15 protein-coding genes are annotated in these 16,836 nt (G+C 67.0%); 6 read left to right on the forward strand and 9 right to left on the reverse strand.

What is annotated here, in order from left to right; genetic code table 11:
- The 3 genes from A5708_RS15090 to A5708_RS15100 all read right to left on the reverse strand — a co-directional run.
- Window positions 1-828, reverse strand: an 828-nt coding sequence (locus A5708_RS15090; protein ID WP_065029413.1) for a DUF4185 domain-containing protein, incomplete at its 3' end; no start/stop codon positions are given.
- A gap of 7 nt (window positions 829-835) precedes the next feature.
- Window positions 836-1,870 (reverse strand): aspartate-semialdehyde dehydrogenase, encoded by a 1,035-nt coding sequence (locus A5708_RS15095; protein WP_065029405.1) that lies wholly within the window; start codon window positions 1,868-1,870, stop codon window positions 836-838.
- The gene (locus tag A5708_RS15100; RefSeq protein ID WP_065029406.1) at window positions 1,871-3,136 is read right to left on the reverse strand and encodes an aspartate kinase; all 1,266 of its coding nucleotides are present in this window, start codon (window positions 3,134-3,136) and stop codon (window positions 1,871-1,873) included.
- A gap of 293 nt (window positions 3,137-3,429) precedes the next feature.
- Here A5708_RS15100 and leuA point away from each other — a divergent pair, with 293 nt between their 5' ends.
- Window positions 3,430-5,229 (forward strand): 2-isopropylmalate synthase, encoded by a 1,800-nt coding sequence (leuA, locus tag A5708_RS15105; RefSeq protein ID WP_065029407.1) that lies wholly within the window; start codon window positions 3,430-3,432, stop codon window positions 5,227-5,229.
- Here the strand turns inward: leuA and A5708_RS15110 are convergent, their stop codons facing one another.
- Window positions 5,230-6,222: a DEDDh family exonuclease gene (locus A5708_RS15110; protein WP_065029408.1), complete on the reverse strand. Its 993-nt coding sequence runs from the start codon at window positions 6,220-6,222 to the stop codon at window positions 5,230-5,232. It lies immediately after the preceding gene.
- A 99-nt stretch (window positions 6,223-6,321) separates the two neighbouring features.
- Between A5708_RS15110 and A5708_RS15115 the strand changes: the two genes are divergently transcribed.
- From A5708_RS15115 to A5708_RS15125, 3 genes are all read left to right on the forward strand, one after another.
- A complete protein-coding gene (locus A5708_RS15115; protein ID WP_065029409.1) occupies window positions 6,322-7,551 on the forward strand; it encodes a Mur ligase family protein in 1,230 nt (409 codons plus the stop codon).
- A 4-nt stretch (window positions 7,552-7,555) separates the two neighbouring features.
- A complete protein-coding gene (locus tag A5708_RS15120) occupies window positions 7,556-8,251 on the forward strand; it encodes a type 1 glutamine amidotransferase (RefSeq protein ID WP_196772649.1) in 696 nt (231 codons plus the stop codon).
- Between the two features lie 102 nt (window positions 8,252-8,353).
- Window positions 8,354-9,673, forward strand: a complete 1,320-nt coding sequence (locus A5708_RS15125; protein ID WP_065029414.1) for an MFS transporter — start codon at window positions 8,354-8,356, stop codon at window positions 9,671-9,673.
- A gap of 18 nt (window positions 9,674-9,691) precedes the next feature.
- On the opposite strand, the gene recR is transcribed toward A5708_RS15125, so the two are convergent.
- Together recR and A5708_RS15135 are read right to left on the reverse strand one after the other, a co-directional pair.
- The gene (recR, locus tag A5708_RS15130; protein ID WP_064935010.1) at window positions 9,692-10,303 is read right to left on the reverse strand and encodes a recombination mediator RecR; all 612 of its coding nucleotides are present in this window, start codon (window positions 10,301-10,303) and stop codon (window positions 9,692-9,694) included.
- Between the two features lie 14 nt (window positions 10,304-10,317).
- Window positions 10,318-10,662, reverse strand: coding sequence for a YbaB/EbfC family nucleoid-associated protein (locus A5708_RS15135; protein WP_007772122.1), 345 nt, complete (start codon window positions 10,660-10,662; stop codon window positions 10,318-10,320).
- Between the two features lie 98 nt (window positions 10,663-10,760).
- On the opposite strand from A5708_RS15135, the gene A5708_RS15140 reads away from it, so the two are divergent.
- On the forward strand, window positions 10,761-11,522 hold the full coding sequence (locus A5708_RS15140; protein WP_196772647.1) for an Rv3717 family N-acetylmuramoyl-L-alanine amidase: 762 nt from the start codon (window positions 10,761-10,763) through the stop codon (window positions 11,520-11,522).
- A gap of 98 nt (window positions 11,523-11,620) precedes the next feature.
- Here A5708_RS15140 and A5708_RS26860 read toward each other — a convergent pair whose 3' ends face one another.
- The 3 genes from A5708_RS26860 to A5708_RS15150 form a co-directional block, all read right to left on the reverse strand.
- The gene (locus A5708_RS26860; protein WP_133058001.1) at window positions 11,621-11,806 is read right to left on the reverse strand and encodes a hypothetical protein; all 186 of its coding nucleotides are present in this window, start codon (window positions 11,804-11,806) and stop codon (window positions 11,621-11,623) included.
- 390 nt (window positions 11,807-12,196) lie between these two features.
- Window positions 12,197-13,828, reverse strand: coding sequence for an ABC transporter permease (locus A5708_RS15145; protein WP_065029411.1), 1,632 nt, complete (start codon window positions 13,826-13,828; stop codon window positions 12,197-12,199).
- Window positions 13,825-14,736, reverse strand: a complete 912-nt coding sequence (locus tag A5708_RS15150; RefSeq protein ID WP_081292967.1) for an ABC transporter ATP-binding protein — start codon at window positions 14,734-14,736, stop codon at window positions 13,825-13,827. The genes A5708_RS15145 and A5708_RS15150 overlap by 4 nt, the downstream gene beginning before the upstream one ends.
- 772 nt (window positions 14,737-15,508) lie before the next feature.
- On the opposite strand from A5708_RS15150, the gene A5708_RS15155 reads away from it, so the two are divergent.
- On the forward strand, window positions 15,509-16,836 hold a 1,328-nt coding region (locus A5708_RS15155), incomplete at its 3' end, for a condensation domain-containing protein (RefSeq protein WP_081292968.1).

Genomic DNA, 16,836 nt, shown 5'->3' on the forward strand with positions numbered 1-16,836 from the left:
GCACATCTCGCCCACCGCATCCGGCCACAGCGGCGTCGGCGGCTTGCCCCAGCCCCCGCCCGGGCCACTCGCCCAGCCCTGCCATCGCGACCGGTCGGTGAACGTCTGCGGGGTGGCCCGGTACAGCAGCACCGGGTCCCTGCGGGTGAAACTGTCGGCGACGATGTACACCCACCCGCTGGGCGAGTCCGGGGTGGGGATCGGGTCGTAATAGCCGCTGATCTGAGTCTGCGAGCCGCCCTGATACGACGCGGGCCGCTTGGATCCCGGGATCGTCTGCCAGCCCGCGCGCGCCGGTTCGGCGCTCACCAGCCGTGAGGTCTGCGGCTCGAGGTTCTTGGTCGTCGTCACCAACAGGTAGTTGCGCCGGTTGATCTGCACCACCCCGGCGGGCAGCTGCGAGGCCCCCGCCGGGGCGGGGTCGGCCAGCAGCGGATTGCTGATGCCGGTGACCCCGGTATAGCGCACCCCGCCGGGGTCGTCGACGGACGAGGTGTCGACGCGCAACGCGACCGGCGCGTACCAACCGCCGAAGCCGACCCCCTGACCGGCGAAACTGTCGCCGCACACCTGGAGCAACTCTGCGGGGAACTCGACGAACTCACACAGGTCGGTCGCGCCGACGCCGTAGTCCCCGGTCGGCGTGCCGGTTCCCGCGGTGGGACCGATGCGCAACACCTGACCGGGCGCCAGCGGCTGCAGCACGGGCTCGGGCGCCGGCGCCGCCGGATCGGCGTGCGCGGCGCTGGAAAACCACTGCGGCGCAACCAAACACACCGCGGCGAACAGTGAGCACCGCGCGATCAGGCGAGTGTGGGTGGTGCTCACCCGCTTGTCACAGCTGGGCGGCCAGCAGCTCGGCGATCTGGATGGTGTTCAGCGCAGCCCCCTTGCGCAGGTTGTCACCGGAGACGAACAGGGCCAGCCCGCGGCCGTCGGGCACCCCGGGATCGTGCCGGATCCGGCCGACCAGGGATTCGTCGACGCCGGCGGCCGCCAACGGGGTCGGCACGTCGACCACCTTGACGCCGGGCGCCCCGGCGAGCAACTCGCGGGCCCGCTCGGGCGACAGCGGCCGGGCGAACTCGGCGTTGATCGACAGCGAGTGCCCGGTGAACACCGGCACCCGCACGCAGGTGCCGCTGACGGCCAGGTCGGGGATGCCCAGGATCTTGCGGCTCTCGTGGCGCAGCTTCTGGTCCTCGTCGGTCTCCCCCGAGTCATCGTCCACCAGGGAGCCGGCCAGCGGAATCACGTTGAAGGCGATCGGCGCCACGTAGGTCTTGGGTGCCGGGAACTGCACCGCGCCGCCGTCCTGCACCAGCCCCTCGGCGCCGTCGATGACCGCGCGCGCCTGCGTGGCCAGCTCCTCGACCCCGGCGATCCCGCTGCCGGACACCGCCTGATAACTGGACACCACCAGGCGTTGCAGCCCGGCCTCCTCGTGCAGCACCTGGAGCACCGGCATCGCGGCCATGGTGGTGCAGTTCGGGTTGGCGATGATGCCCTTCGGCCGGTTGGCGGCATCCCTGTCGAAGTTCACCTCCGACACCACCAACGGCACTTCGGGGTCCTTGCGCCAGGCCGACGAATTGTCGATCACCGTCACCCCGGCCGCGGCGAACCGCGGCGCCTGCACCAGCGACATCGTCTTTCCGGCGGAGAACAACGCGATGTCCAGGCCGCTCGGGTCGGCCGTCGCGGCGTCTTCGACCTCGATCTCCTGGCCGCGGAATTCCAGCTTGCGGCCCTGCGAGCGCGACGATGCGAAGAATCGCACCGACGTCGCCGGGAAGTCCCGCTCGTCGAGCAACCTGCGCATCACCTGGCCGACCTGGCCGGTGGCGCCCACAACTCCGATGGCAACCATCTATCTACCCGTCCCCGCATACACCGTCGCCGACTCCGCGCCGCCGAGCCCGAACGCCTCGTGCAACGCCACGACGGCCTTATCTAGTTCGGTGTCGCGGCACAGCACCGAGATGCGGATCTCGGAGGTGGAGATCAGCTCGATGTTGACGCCCACCTCGGCCAGGGCCTCACAGAAGGTGGCGGTGACCCCGGGGTGGCTGCGCATGCCCGCACCGATCAGCGACACCTTGCCGACATGGTCGTCGTAGAGCAGTTGGCTGAACCCGATCTCCTCCTTGAGCGCGTCCAGCTTGGCCACCGCGGTGGGCCCGCTGTCGCGCGAGCAGGTGAACGTGATGTCGGTCTTGCCGTCCTCGACCTTGGAGACGTTCTGCAACACCATGTCGATGTTCACGTCGGCGTCGGCGAGCGCCCGGAAGACGCGGGCGGCATAACCGGGGATGTCGGGAATGCCGACGACGGTCACCTTGGCCTCGCTGCGGTCGTGCGCGACTCCGGTCAGGATGGGGTCTTCCATGGCTATGTCCTTGATCGATCCGACGACGACGGTGCCCGGGTTCTCCGAATACGAGGATCGGACGTGCACCGGAATGCCGTAGCGGCGTGCATATTCCACGCAGCGCAGCATCAAAACCTTGGCGCCGCAAGCCGCCATCTCGAGCATCTCTTCGAAGGTGACCGTGTCCAGCTTGCGGGCGTTGTGCACGATCCTCGGGTCGGCGCTGAAGATGCCGTCGACGTCGGTGTAGATCTCGCAGACGTCGGCGCGCAGCGCCGCGGCCAGGGCCACCGCCGTGGTGTCGGAACCGCCGCGGCCCAGCGTGGTCACGTCCCGGGTGTCCTGGCTGACGCCCTGGAATCCGGCCACCAGCACGATGCGTCCCTCGTCGAGCGCGGTCTGCAGCCGTCCCGGCGTGACGTCGATGATCTTCGCGTTGCCGTGTGTACCGGTGGTGATCACCCCGGCCTGGGATCCGGTGAACGAGCGGGCCTGCGCACCCAGCGATTCGATCGCCATCGCGACCAGCGCGTTGGAGATGCGCTCACCCGCGGTGAGCAGCATGTCGAGTTCACGCGGCGGCGGGGCCGGGCACACCTGCTGGGCCAGATCCATCAGGTCATCGGTGGTGTCGCCCATCGCGGAGACGACGACTACTACGTCGTTGCCCTGCTTCTTGGTAGCGACGATGCGCTCGGCCACCCGCCGGATCCGATCGGCGTTCGCCACTGAGGATCCGCCGTACTTCTGCACGACGAGCGCCACGTTTTTCCTGCCTCTCCGGCCCTGCGCACTTCAAATTCGGGTATAAGTCCACAACAGAATACGTGCCACCGCATGGTGATTTACGTCCCGATACCTGGTTCCCCGGCCTGCGCATTCGCTACGGTCCCAGCGATATTTTTGCCAACGCGCCAAAAGCGGTAAAGTGCAGGACGTGCAGCGGGTGCTCCTCCTCGGACGCCGCGACGGGGTCTGATCCGGACCGGCTTCCCGTCGCGGGTGTTCGCGATGCGCCGGTCTGAAGTCCCCCTTCTGAGACCTTCGGAGCAATCACCGTGACTACCAATCCCGACGCATTCAACTCGACACGAACCATCGTCCAGCCGGGCGGCCCCCCGGGCCCCGGACAGCCCGCGTGGAACCCGCAGCGGGGCTCGTCGATGCCGGTCAACCGGTACCGGCCCTTCGCCGAAGAGGTCGAGCCCATCCGGCTGCCCGACCGCACGTGGCCCGACCGCGTCATCGCTCATGCGCCGCTGTGGTGTGCGGTCGATCTGCGCGACGGCAACCAGGCGCTGATCGACCCCATGAGCCCGACACGCAAGCGCCGGATGTTCGATCTGCTGGTTCGCATGGGCTACAAGGAAATCGAGGTCGGATTCCCGTCGGCCAGCCAGACCGACTACGACTTCGTCCGCGAGATCATCACCGACGGCGCCATCCCCGACGACGTCACCATCCAGGTGCTGACCCAGTGCCGGCCCGAACTGATCGAGCGCACCTTCGAGGCGTGCGACGGCGCGCCGCAAGCCATCGTGCACTTCTACAACTCGACGTCAATCCTGCAGCGCCGCGTGGTTTTTCGCGCGGACCGGGCCGCGGTGCAAGCCATCGCGACCGAAGGCGCGCGTAAGTGTGTGGAGGAGGCGGCCAAACACCCGGGCACCCGGTGGCGGTTCGAGTATTCGCCGGAGTCCTATACCGGCACGGAACTTCAGTACGCCAAGCAGGTGTGCGACGCCGTCGGCGAGATCATCGCGCCGACGCCGGACAACCCGATCATCTTCAACCTGCCCGCCACGGTGGAGATGGCCACGCCCAACGTCTACGCCGATTCGATCGAGTGGATGAGCCGCAACCTGGCCAACCGGGAGTCGGTCATCTTGAGCCTGCATCCGCACAACGACCGCGGAACCGCCGTCGCCGCAGCCGAATTGGGCTACCAGGCGGGAGCGGACCGGATCGAGGGCTGCCTGTTCGGCAACGGCGAGCGCACCGGCAACGTCTGCCTGGTGACGCTGGGGCTGAACCTGTTCTCCCGCGGTGTGGACCCGCAGATCGACTTCTCCAACATCGACGAGATCCGCCGCACGGTCGAGTACTGCAACCAGCTGCCGGTGCACGAGCGTCACCCCTACGGCGGGGACCTGGTCTACACCGCGTTCTCCGGCAGCCACCAGGACGCCATCAACAAGGGCCTGGACCAGATGAAGATCGACGCGGACGCCGCCGACACCGACGTCGAGGACATGCTCTGGCAGGTGCCGTACCTGCCGATCGACCCCAAGGACGTCGGGCGCACCTATGAGGCGGTGATCCGGGTCAACTCGCAGTCCGGCAAGGGCGGGGTGGCCTACATCATGAAGGCCGATCACGGCCTGGCCCTGCCGCGACGGCTGCAGATCGAGTTCTCCCAGGTGGTGCAGAAGATCAGCGAAGGGGAAGGCGGCGAGGTCAGTCCCAAGGAGATGTGGGATGCCTTCTCCGAGGAGTACCTGGCCCCGGTGTCGCCGCTGGAGCGGATCAAGCAGCGTGTCGACGCCTCCGAGGAAGACAGCGGCGTCACCCGCATCACCGCGACCGTCAAGCTCCACGGAACGGAGACCGAGATCAGCGGGCAGGGCAACGGCCCCCTGGCCGCGTTCGTGCACGCGCTGGGCAGCATCGGTTTCGACGTGGCCGTCCTGGACTACTCCGAGCACGCCATGAGCGCCGGCGACGACGCGCAGGCCGCGGCCTACGTGGAGGCGTCGGTGAACGGCCGCACGGTGTGGGGGGTCGGCATCGCGCCGTCGATCACCGCCGCGTCGCTGCGCGCGGTCGTGTCGGCGGTCAACCGCGCCGCCCGCGACTGATCAGAACAGCGCCAGCTGCTGGTCCAGCGTGCTGGCGTCGGCGAATTCGTCCATGCTGGTGCCGCCGACGACGGCGCCGACGCGGTCCATGAACTGCGCATCGGAGAGCACCGGCACGCCCAGTTGGCGGGCGAGGTAGCCCTTGCCGTGCTCGGGGGCGGGATCGTTGCAGACCACCAGCGAGGTCTCCCGGTCGACGACGTCGGTGTAGGCCAGCCCGGCGTGCAGGATGCGCTCCACGAGTTCCTCGTGGGTGCGGCCGACCTCGGCGGCCAGGGCCACCCGCATGCCCTGCACCAGCGGCCGGCCGCCGACGTAGGGGCCCGGGTTGAGATACGGGCAGGGCATCCGGGACGCCAGCACCTTCAGCGGTCGCAGTTCGTCGTGGGTGACCCGGCCGTTCGGCCAGCGGCGCCGGGTCACCGGGTGGATTGGCAGCCAGATGTCGCCCGCGCGGGCCAGCTTGAGCGCCGACGCCAGCACACCCGTCAGCACCATCGCGTCGTCGAAGGCGTCGTGCGGCCGCTCCTGGGTGACGCCCCAGTGCGCGGCGAGCGTCTCCAACCGCAGGTTCTCGACGCCGAGGTCCAGCCGCCGGGCCAGCTCGACGGTGCACATGACGCTGTCGACGGGCAGTTCGGTTTCGGCCAGTTCGGCCTCGGCGGCCAGAAACGCGTAGTCGAACGCCACGTTGTGGGCCACCAAGGTGCGGCCGCGCAGCACCTCGGCCACGTCGCCGACGATGTCGGCGAACTGGGGCTGGTCTTCCAGCATGGCGGCGGTCAGGCCGTGCACGTGGGTGGGGCCGGGGTCCACGCCGGGGTTGAGCAGGCTCACCACGGAGTGTTCGACGTTGCCGTCGGCGTCCAGGCCCAGCGCGGCGACGCTGATGATCCGCGCCTGACCCGGCCGAAAGCCCGAGGTTTCGACATCGACGACGGCCCAGCCGGCGTCCGGCTCGCTGGCCGGCCGACCCCAGGGCACCCCGCTCATGCACTGAGGATGGCACGGCCGACCGACATCACTTGGCCGCTGCGAGCCGTGTCGGCCCGGGAATTCGAAGACCGCGCGGCACACATTTAAACTTCCCGGGTGGTTACCACCCGCGCCCGTCTGGCCCTCGCCGCAGGAGCGAGCGCGCGCTGGGCGTCGCGGGTGACCGGGCGCGGGGCCGGGGCGATGATCGGCGGCCTGATCGCGATGACGCTGGACCGCTCGGTCCTCCGGCAGCTCGCCGCCGGCCGGCGCACCGTCATCGTCACCGGCACCAACGGCAAGTCCACCACCACCCGGATGACGGCGGCCGCGCTGGCGACGCTGGGCGGGGTGGCCACCAATGCCGAGGGCGCCAACATGGACGCCGGCCTGGTCGCCGCGCTGGCCGGCAACCGCGATGCCCCGCTGGCGGCCCTGGAAGTCGACGAAATGCACGTCCCGCACGTTTCCGACGCCGTCGAACCCGGCGTCGTCGTGCTGCTCAACCTGTCGCGCGACCAGCTGGATCGGGTCGGCGAGATCAACGTCATCGAGCGGACCCTGCGCGCCGGCCTGGCCCGGCACCCGACGGCGGTCGTCGTGGCCAACTGCGACGACGTGCTGATGACGTCCGCGGCCTACGACAGCCCCAACGTGGTGTGGGTGGCCGCGGGCGGTTCGTGGTCGAACGACTCGGTCAGCTGCCCGCGCAGCGGCGAGATCATCGTCCGCGACCGGGGGCACTGGTATTCCACGGGCGCGGATTTCAAACGGCCCAGCCCGCAATGGTGGTTCGACGACGACGCCCTGTACGGGCCCGACGGCCTGGCCGTGCCGATGCGGCTGGCGCTGCCCGGCGCGGTCAACCGGGGCAACGCCGCCCAGGCCGTCGCGGCCGCGGTCGCCCTGGGCGCGGATCCGGCGTCGGCGGTCGCGGCCGTCTCGGCGGTGGACGAGGTCGCGGGGCGTTATCGGACCGTCCTGGTCGGTGCGCATGAGGTGCGCATCCTGCTGGCCAAGAATCCGGCCGGCTGGCAGGAGGCGCTGTCGATGGTCGACAAGCACGCCGCCGGTGTGGTCATCTCGGTCAACGGCCAGGTGCCCGACGGGGAGGACCTGTCGTGGCTGTGGGACGTGCGGTTCGAGCACTTCGAGCAGACCGAAGTGGTGGCCGCCGGGGAGCGCGGGACCGACCTCGCGGTGCGGCTGGGCTACGCGGGTGTCGAGCACACCATGGTGCACGACACCGTCGCCGCGATCGCGTCATGCCCGCCCGGCCGGGTGGAGGTCGTCGCCAACTACACCGCGTTCCTGCAGCTGCAACGAGCGTTGGCGCGCCATGGCTGACTCGGTGGTGCGGATCGGGCTGGTGTTGCCCGACGTGATGGGGACCTACGGCGACGGCGGCAACGCCCTGGTGCTGCGTCAGCGACTCCGGCTGCGCGGCATCGCCGCCGAGATCGTCGAGATCACGCTGGCCGACCCGGTGCCCGAGTCGTTGGACGTGTACACGCTGGGTGGGGCGGAGGACTACGCGCAGCGGCTGGCCACCCGGCACCTGATCAAACATCCGGGCCTGCAGCGCGCCGCTGAACGGGGCGCCCCTGTGCTGGCGATCTGCGCGGCCGTGCAGGTGCTCGGGCACTGGTATGAGACGTCGGCCGGGGAACGCGTCGACGGCGTGGGCATGCTGGACGCGACGACGTCACCGCAGGAGGCGCGCACCATCGGCGAACTGGCGACCAAGCCGCTGCTGGCCGGCCTGACCGAGCGCCTCACCGGTTTCGAGAACCACCGCGGCGGTACCGTGCTGGGACCCGCGGCGGCGCCGCTGGGCGCGGTGGTCAAGGGCGCGGGCAACCGATCCGGCGACGGCTTCGACGGCGTGGTGCAGGGCAGCGTGATCGCGACCTACATGCACGGCCCGTGCCTGGCCCGCAATCCGCAACTGGCCGACCTGCTGCTGGGCACGGTGGTCGGTGAGCTGTCGCCGCTGCCGATGCCGGAAGTGGACCTGCTGCGCCGCGAGCGGCTCGCGGCTCGCTAGGAGTTCCGCGCAGCAAAGTTTCGGGTAAAGGACCTGTCGATGAGCATCCGACGCCACCGGGATGGCGGCACCCGCAACGACGCTCCAGACACCGATTCGGCGATGCGCCGGGACACCCTGGCTACGGCCATCGGCAATTTCATGGAGTGGTACGACTTCGGCGTCTACGGCTACATCGCGACGATCATCGCGCAGGTGTTCTATCCGGGTAACAGCGTCAGCGCGGTCCATCTCATCGCCACCTTCAGCACGCTGGCGGCGGCGTACGTAGTACGGCCACTCGGCGGTTTCGTCCTCGGCCCGCTCGGTGACCGCGTCGGGCGCAAGCGGGTTCTGTTGATCACGATCGTGCTGATGGCGGTCGGGACCACCATGACCGGTTTGCTGCCCGGCTACGCCACCATCGGCATCTGGGCGCCCATCCTGCTTCTGCTCGCCCGGGTCTTTCAAGGCTTGTCGACCGGCGGCGAGTTTGTCGGCGCGATGACCTATCTCGTTGAGCGGGCCCCGGACCGCAAACGCGGCAAGATGGTCGGGTTCCTGCCGCTGGGAAACCTGGTCGGGTTCGTGCTCGCCGGGTTGCTGGTGACCGCATTACAGGCCTGGCTGCCAAGCCGCGACATGTTGGCCTGGGGCTGGCGGATTCCGCTGTTGCTGGGAGCGCCGGTCGGTGTCCTCGCGCTCTATCTGCGGCTGCGGATCGAGGAGTCACCCGCCTACAAACAGGTGAGCGGCAACCCGGACACCCCGGCTGACCGCGGCGGGCAGCAATTTCGGCGCACGGTACTGGAGCAGTGGAGGCCGATGGTGGTCTGCGCCGCCATTGTGGTGACCTCACAGGTGCCCGACTTCATGCTCACCGGATACTTGCCGACCTACCTCAAAGTGGTTGTGCACGTTGGTAATACGGCAAGTCTGGTGATCATCGTGGCGACGTTGGCGATCCTGATGGCCGCGGTGGTGTTCGTCGCCATGCTGTCCGACCGTATCGGCGTCAAACCGATCATGTGGACGGGCTGCGGATTGCTCGTTCTGGCGTCGGTCCCCGCATTCTCGCTGATGCGCTTCGGCGGCATTCTTCCGTTGATCTTCATCGGTGTGCTGCTGGTCGGACTGATGGAACTGTGTTTCGACAGCACCACGCCCCAAGCGCTGCCGGCACTGTTCCCGACCAGGGTGCGCAACGGAGCGCTGGCCATCTCGTACAACATCGCGCTGTCGACCGTCGGCGGAACCACTCCGGTGATCGCTCAGGCGCTGATATCCGGCACCGGCAGCGCCATGGTGCCGGCCTACATGCTGATCTTCGCGGGCTTGGTGGGGACGGTCGCCCTTCGATTCATGCCGGAAGTCGCGGGCAAGCCGCTGCCGGGATCCGGGCCTTCGATCGACAGCGAGGCCGGTGAACTGACCGGCGCGTGAAAGCTCGCGACCGGCGGCTCAGACCATGGCCCGTCGGCCGGCCAGGGCGCGACCGAGCGTCAGTTCGTCGGCGAACTCCAGGTCACCGCCCATCGGCAGCCCCGACGCGATGCGCGTCACGGTCAGGCCGGGGATGTCGCGCAGCATCCGCACCAGGTAGGTGGCCGTCGCCTCGCCCTCGGTGTTCGGGTCGGTGGCGATGATCACCTCGGTGATGTCGACGTCGTCGACCCGCTCCCCGATCCGAGTCAGCAGCTCGCGGATCCGCAGCTGATCGGGCCCGACCCCGGACAACGGGTCGAGCGCACCGCCCAGCACGTGGTAGCGGCCGCGGAATTCGCGGGTGCGCTCGACGGCCTGGACGTCCTTGGGCTCCTCGACCACGCACACCTGCGAGCCGTCCCGGCGGGGATCCGCGCAGATCCGGCACCGCTCGTTGTCGGAGACGTTGCCGCACACCGCACAGAACCGCACCCCGTCGCGGACCTTCGCCAGCACCGCGGTCAGCCGGTCGATATCCGGCGGTTCCACCGACAACAGGTGGAAGGCGATGCGCTGGGCGCTCTTGGGCCCGATGCCCGGCAGCTTGCCGAGCTCGTCGATCAAATCCTGGACGGGTCCTTCGAACATGTCGGTCGCGGAGCCTAAAGCCCCTGCGCCGGCGCGGGCGGTTGTCCCGGCGGCGGGCCGAAGCCGCCGGCCAGCGACCCCAGCCGCTCCTGGGCCATCCGGGTGACCTGCTTGGACGCGTCGCCCATGGCGCCGACGATCAGGTCCTGCAGCGTCTCGACGTCCGACGGGTCGACGACGGACGGATCGATCTTCACCGCGACCACCTCGCCGCTGCCCTTCACGACGACGCTGACCAAGCCCCCACCGGCCTGACCATGCACCTCAGCGTTCGCCAGTTGTTGCTGGGCCTCCATGAGCTTTTGCTGCATCTGCTGCGCCTGAGCCAGCAGCGCCGACATATCGCCTCCGGGTTGCATGACAATCCCCTCGCATGTTGGTCTCGAGTTGGTTTCGCTCGTGAGTCTCCGGCGATTCGAAACCCCCAGCGTAGACCGCGCGGCGTTAGCTTTGCGCCGTGGACCTACGACTGAGCAGACGTGTCGGGATCAAATTGGCGGTTGGTGTGCTCGTCGCCGCTTCGACGGCGATCATGCCGACCGCGACGGCGGTCCCATCCAACATCGCCGGCATGGTGGTTTTCATCGATCCGGGTCATAACGGCTCCAATGACGGCTCCATCAACCGTCAGGTGCCCACCGGTCGCGGCGGCACCAAGGACTGCCAGACCAGCGGAACGGCGACCAACACCGGTTACCAGGAACACACCTTCACCTGGGACACCGCGCTGCGGGTGCGCGCCGAGTTGAGCGCCTTGGGAGTGCGGACCGCGCTGTCCCGCGCCAACGACAACGGCCTGGGGCCGTGTGTCGACGAACGCGCGAACGCGGCCAACGCGCTACACCCCAACGCGGTCCTGTCCATCCACGCCGACGGCGGCCCGCCATCCGGCCGAGGATTCCACGTCAACTACTCGGCGCCGCCACTCAACCAGGTGCAGGCGGGCCCGTCGGTGCAGTACGCGCGGATCATGCGCGACCAGATGCAGGGCTCGGGGATCCCGCCGGCCAATTACATCGGCCAGAACGGCCTTTACGGCCGCTCGGACCTGACCGGCCTGAACCTGGCGCAGTACCCGTCGATCCTGGTCGAGTGCGGCAACATGAAGAACCCCGCTGATTCGGCGCTGATGGAGTCGGCCGAGGGCCGGCAGAAATACGCCGACGCGCTGGTCCGCGGTGTCGCGGGATTCCTGGCCTCGCAGGGCCAGGCGCGCTGAGTCCGATTGCCTACAAACGGATCACGTGTCTGTATGAACGGTCGCGGCTCACAGCGTCGGACGGTGCGGTCCCAGGTGTGCCGGCGACTTGTGCTTGCTCAGCGCGATAGCTTGGTCACGTTCGAAGCTTGCGCCCGGCCGACCTGATTCACTTCGGCGTACAGGTCATTGGCGCGTTGCTGCTCTGCCGCAAGCTTTTCCAGTGCGGCGATCGCGCGCCTGAGGAGGTCGATGGATTCTTCGACCGACTCCTTCATTTCGTTGAAACCGGGTATCAATCCCATCTGAGCTTCCCCTCCTATCGGGATTTCCCTCGCGGGCCGCAACCTCAAGCCGTTCGGATGAGCGTTTGCTCATTCGGGCCATCGTAGGCCAGCAAACCGGCGAGCGCCTTAGTCAAACGTTGGCGATCCACGTCGCTCACGTGAACGGTCCGCGATGGTCGGCGGATGCGCAGCGCTGCTGCCCGGCAGCGAGTACACCACCACCGGCGACCGGGTGCCCGACCGAAGATCGATGGACTGGCGGCTCGGGGATGCAAGTGGTCGCGCGTTCCGCCACGGCCGAGCAATTCTCCGACAGCTCAACAACGGGTAACTGAAACGCGATTCTATTTCGTTCGGATCGGACGCCGCCAAGATCGGGGAATTGACCTTCTTCGGCGCGTCCTTCATTCAGGTTTCCAAGTCGCGGTGGAGGTATCCATACACTCCGAGTGTCGCCAGGATAGTGCCGGTGAGCAGGAAAACTGCGGTGGCCGCCCAATTGGGCGGTGCGTCGGGTACGGCGGCGAGGTGCGTCCATGGCGAAAGGTTGACGACCCAGCGGGGGGCGTCCGTGGTCTTGATGATGATGTTCACCAGGAACCCGCCCACAACCGGCACCGCACCGATCGCGGCGACACCGGACGGGAGCCACCCCACGCCCACCGCGGCCGCGCCGACCGCGAGCAATGCCACGGGAACGGAATTCAGCGCACCCGAAAGTGAATCGCTCAATTGCAGTGGGGCGTCGGTGATTCTGGCGCCGCCCCACATGGCGAGCGCAGCCGAGCAATGCAGGACGACGACCCCGCCGACCGCGACCACGATCTCGGTGGTCAGCAGACGAGCGCGCGAAATAGGTTGGGCGACAAGTAAGGTCAATCGACCGGCCTTCTCATCAGAAACCATCGCGGCGAGACGCAGTGCGGCGTACAGCCCGGTGGGTACGGCCAGGACGCCGAACAGAACCGCGGCTCCGGCATTCACCAATTCGTGGCCGCCCATCCCGGCGGGCGCGGCGAGTTTGGCGATGCGCGGGTTGGTCTGAAACAACTTGAGAATCGCGGGAAGCAATAGGCCGACCAGGAAGAAGTACGCGGCGATGCCCGTGGCCCAACCGAGCGTGGTCCGGGCGGCCCGCCGAAACGCGAACCCACCGAAGGACCGCAACAAGCGAGTTCGTGGCGAGCGGCTGACGGGGACCGTCAGCACCCCGTCACCCAAGTCACGGTGGCTTGCCGCGAAGAGGGCAGCACCGGCCTGCACTATCGGAAACGTGCCCAACACGATCAGCGGGATGATGCGGTTTTCGGCGTATGGCGCCGAGCGGGCGGCGAGCCCGAACGGCGTCATCCAAGCCGCCCATGCACTTTGATGCGAGCCGTCGGAGATCATGCGCAGCATCAGGCTCAGTCCCAAAGCTGCGGCCGTAACGCCCGTGGCGCCGGATCGGTTCGGCATGAGCTGTGCGGCGAGCAGAGCTGTTGTCGCGAAAGTTGCGGCGATAAAGGAGATTCCAATTGCATAAACGATTGCACCGGTCGGTTCGGTGTGGGCCACCAGAAGACCCGCCGCGACCGCTACTCCGATCAGCGCCGCGGACCCCACCAGTGCGGTCAGGCAGCGGACGACCACGTCGACAATTCGCAGGCGTCCAGCGAGGATCAGATCCCACCGCCGGCTGTCCTCCTCACCGCGGGTGATGCGTGTGACGGCGAGCATGATCCATCCGCTCGCGAGCACCGAAACGGCTGTGCCGGTTCGCCATACGGTGAAACCGCCGGGATTGTCGATAGCGACCGGCGGACCGGACAAGATCCGAATCGCGGGATTCTCGGCGAGTACGCGCAGATCTGATTGATCCAGCAAAGCGCCGGTCGGCTGATACTGGAAGGCGACCAAGGCCGACATGGCCCCGCAGATCAGGGCGACCACCACGGTGCCCCGGCGAAGCTGGCGCACGGCCAGCCGGCTCACGGCCCGGCCCGGCTCGCGTTGCGGCCCGGCGGCCACGGGTGAACCAGGCAACGTGGCCGTTGTCATCGTGCGGCTTCTCCGTAGTAGTCGAGAAAGATCTCTTCGAGTGTCGGTTCGTGCATCGCGAGCGCGGTCACGTCTGCCGTGGCGAGCGCTTGAAGCGCGGCCACCGGTGATCCAGTCAGGTTGAACCGCAACCGTTCCCCGTCCAGTTGCTCGACATTCGAAACAGCCGCGACATCCCGCAGGGAAGGTTGTGCTCCGCGATAGGACACCTCCACCACCGTCCGACGCAACCGGCGCAAATCGGCGATGGTGTCGATTTCGACGAGGCGCCCGGCACGCAGGATCGCCACCCGGTCGCATACGGCCTCCACCTCGGCCAGCTGGTGGGAGCTTAGGAACACCGTCTGACCTCGCTCGCGCGCCTCTGCGACACAGCCGCGAAACTCCCTCTCCATCAGAGGATCCACGCCGCTTGTCGGTTCATCGAGCACCAGAAGCGGTGCCCGCGTCGCGAATGCGGCGACGAGTGCCACCTTCTGTCGGTTGCCGGTCGAATAGGTCCTGGCCGGCTTGTCGAGCTCGAGATCGAAGCGATCGACCAGCTCCGCACGGTATGCCGCGTCGACACCGGGACCCACGGAACCAAGCAGCTCAAGGGTTTCCGCGCCCGTCAGTCGCGGCCACAGCGCAACATCGGCGGGCACGTACGCGATGTGCCGATGAGACCGGTGGACGTCATCCGCGGCACACCCAAATATCTTGGCACTGCCCGCAGTCGGGCGAATCAATCCGAGCAGCAGGCGGATCGTCGTCGACTTGCCGGCACCGTTGGGACCCAAAAACCCGAACACCTCACCCGGCGCGATGCTCATATTCAGATCCTGGATGGCCGTCACACGACCGAACCTTTTGGTCAGACGATCGACACGGATCGCAGGGGTGACAGCAGCGCGCGCTGACGACTTCATGCCCGAAGGGTAAGTCCACCGGCCACAAAGATCTCTCGGTTCGACCCGGAGGCCGTTGGCTCCAGCTGACCTCTCGCAGTTGCCGCCGACGGATTGAGCATTGCGCACTGCCCTGCACTTGTTTTGTCGGTCCTGCTTTTCTCAGCTCGCCGCGGGCTTCGTTGATTTCGAGTAGCAGTACGCAAACGGCCGACGATTGTTCGCGTGCAGCGAGCGTGCGCGTGGTCGAGGTGGCAGCAAGTAAAGCGGACGATCGCTGCGTGCGCGAAGTTCGTCCGGCCTACCCCGTCCTCCTTTGCTGATACGCGACGGTTGTTCGAGAGGGTGTTCGCTAGCACAACTAACAAGCACCCAACACCTCATCCACGCAGAGAGACCCGGCGGTGTCCGGTAGCGTTCAGCTGCAAGCCGAAATATCACCGCAGGTCACACCAGGAGAAGGCCGGGCTGGCCGTTTCCCGCATCGCGCGTGAGTTGCTGAGCTTGCCGACAGTCCCATCAGGGTATTTGCCAAATACCCGGGTCGGCCCGGCGGACATCCGGTATTGAGCCGGCCGGATCCGGCAGTTCTGCAGACGGCTACTCAACCCGGGCACGCCCACCACTCGACTTGACTGAGAATTCCGACGGGGGTCGCTTGAGAGGCCATACGCTCCCGCACATGACAGCCCCTCGGACGTTCTGGACGGTTTCACTGGCCGAAAAATCTGGGCGAGAGGCTGGAATCGGGCCGCCCTGCTAATCAGAGGCACTTAGCAGGTGGGGTAGTCGGATGGAACGCAATGACCGGGCCTTTCCGCTGACACGAGGGCAGTTGGACATTTGGCTTGCCGAGAAAACGGGCAGCTTCGGGGCGAAGTGGCAGCTGGGCGAGCTCCTGCGAATCGAGGGCCCAGTCGACCCGGATTTGCTCGAGCGGTCGATCGTCCAAGCGGTGCACGAGGCCGAGCCACTCAGAGCCGCATTTTTCGAGTCGGATGGCCAGGTTTTCCAGAAGCTTGTCGACTACCCGGACGTCGAGCTGGCTCGCTATGACCTCGTGGACTCACAGGATCCTGCACGGGAGGCTTATCGGCTGGCGTCATCGATCCAGCGCACCCCCATGTCGCTCGGTGGCCCGCTGTTCAAATTCGCGTTGCTGCAGACACAAGCTGATGAATTTTACTGGTTCGCGTGCTGCCACCATATAGTCCTCGACGGCATCGGTATCACGCTCGTCTGTCATCGTGTCGCGGCTATTTACAATGCAATTGCTGCCGGCGAGTCGATTCCGCTGGCTTTTTTTGGATCGCTGAGCGATCTGATCGATTGCGAATTGGAATACGAAGCATCGGCCGATTATCTCGATGATCAGGCTTACTGGAGCAAGAATCTTCCACCGGAAAGCGAACCGCGTCGTCGGTTGGCGTCCACCGCTGCGGACGGGCATGATCCGGACGAAGCTCCCGAAACGATCCAATTGGATCCTTCCGCCGTTGCCGGGATCCAAGTGTTGTCAAACGTTTTGGGGGTGCGCCGATCGTCGGTGATCACCGCGGCGTGCGCCCTCTTGGTGCGCGCGTTCGACACCGAGAGTCCCGAGGTGGTGCTTGATTTCCCGGTAAGCAGGCGTGTGCGACCGGAAACGCAGTTGGTGGCCGGGATGGTATCCGGGTTTGTGCCGCTGGTCTTGAAGACTTCACCGGAGTCCGCAATCGACGATTTTTGCAGAAATGTTGACACCCGAATGCGGGAAGCGCTGCAGCATCAGCGATTTCCGGTGCACACCATTGACTATAAGGCGCGTCTGCGTGGCTCTGGGCAGGCTTCGAATCGGGTCGTCGTCAACTTTATTCCTGCTACACATATGGGGGATCTCGCTGGTGCCCCGGCATCGGGCACACTGACCCATGCCGGCCCCGTCGAATTCGGGCTGGTCTTTTTCAGAGACGGCGATCAGCTGTTCCTCAGCACGGTCGGTTCTGGACAGTTCTTCTCGGACCTTGATGTCGTCGATCTCGCCGAACGGCTAGAGCGGGTGTTTGTGGCGATGGCGGCCGATGTGGGGCAATCGTTGTCGTCGATCGATGTGCTTGATGGGGCCGAGCATGCGCGTGTGGA

This window comes from Mycobacterium colombiense (genome assembly GCF_001672755.1).
Lineage (GTDB): Bacteria > Actinomycetota > Actinomycetes > Mycobacteriales > Mycobacteriaceae > Mycobacterium > Mycobacterium colombiense_C.

Bases quoted from the DNA above. Each gene is read 5' to 3' on its own strand.
- A5708_RS15095 (WP_065029405.1), bottom strand. From the start codon at position 1,870: ATGGTTGCCATCGGAGTTGTGGGCGCCACCGGCCAGGTCGGCCAGGTG.
- A5708_RS15110 (WP_065029408.1), bottom strand. From the start codon at position 6,222: ATGAGCGGGGTGCCCTGGGGTCGGCCGGCCAGCGAGCCGGACGCCGGC.
- A5708_RS15125 (WP_065029414.1), top strand. From the start codon at position 8,354: ATGCGCCGGGACACCCTGGCTACGGCCATCGGCAATTTCATGGAGTGG.
- recR (WP_064935010.1), bottom strand. From the start codon at position 10,303: ATGTTCGAAGGACCCGTCCAGGATTTGATCGACGAGCTCGGCAAGCTG.
- A5708_RS15135 (WP_007772122.1), bottom strand. From the start codon at position 10,662: ATGCAACCCGGAGGCGATATGTCGGCGCTGCTGGCTCAGGCGCAGCAG.
- A5708_RS26860 (WP_133058001.1), bottom strand. From the start codon at position 11,806: ATGGGATTGATACCCGGTTTCAACGAAATGAAGGAGTCGGTCGAAGAA.
- A5708_RS15145 (WP_065029411.1), bottom strand. From the start codon at position 13,828: ATGACAACGGCCACGTTGCCTGGTTCACCCGTGGCCGCCGGGCCGCAA.
- A5708_RS15150 (WP_081292967.1), bottom strand. From the start codon at position 14,736: ATGAAGTCGTCAGCGCGCGCTGCTGTCACCCCTGCGATCCGTGTCGAT.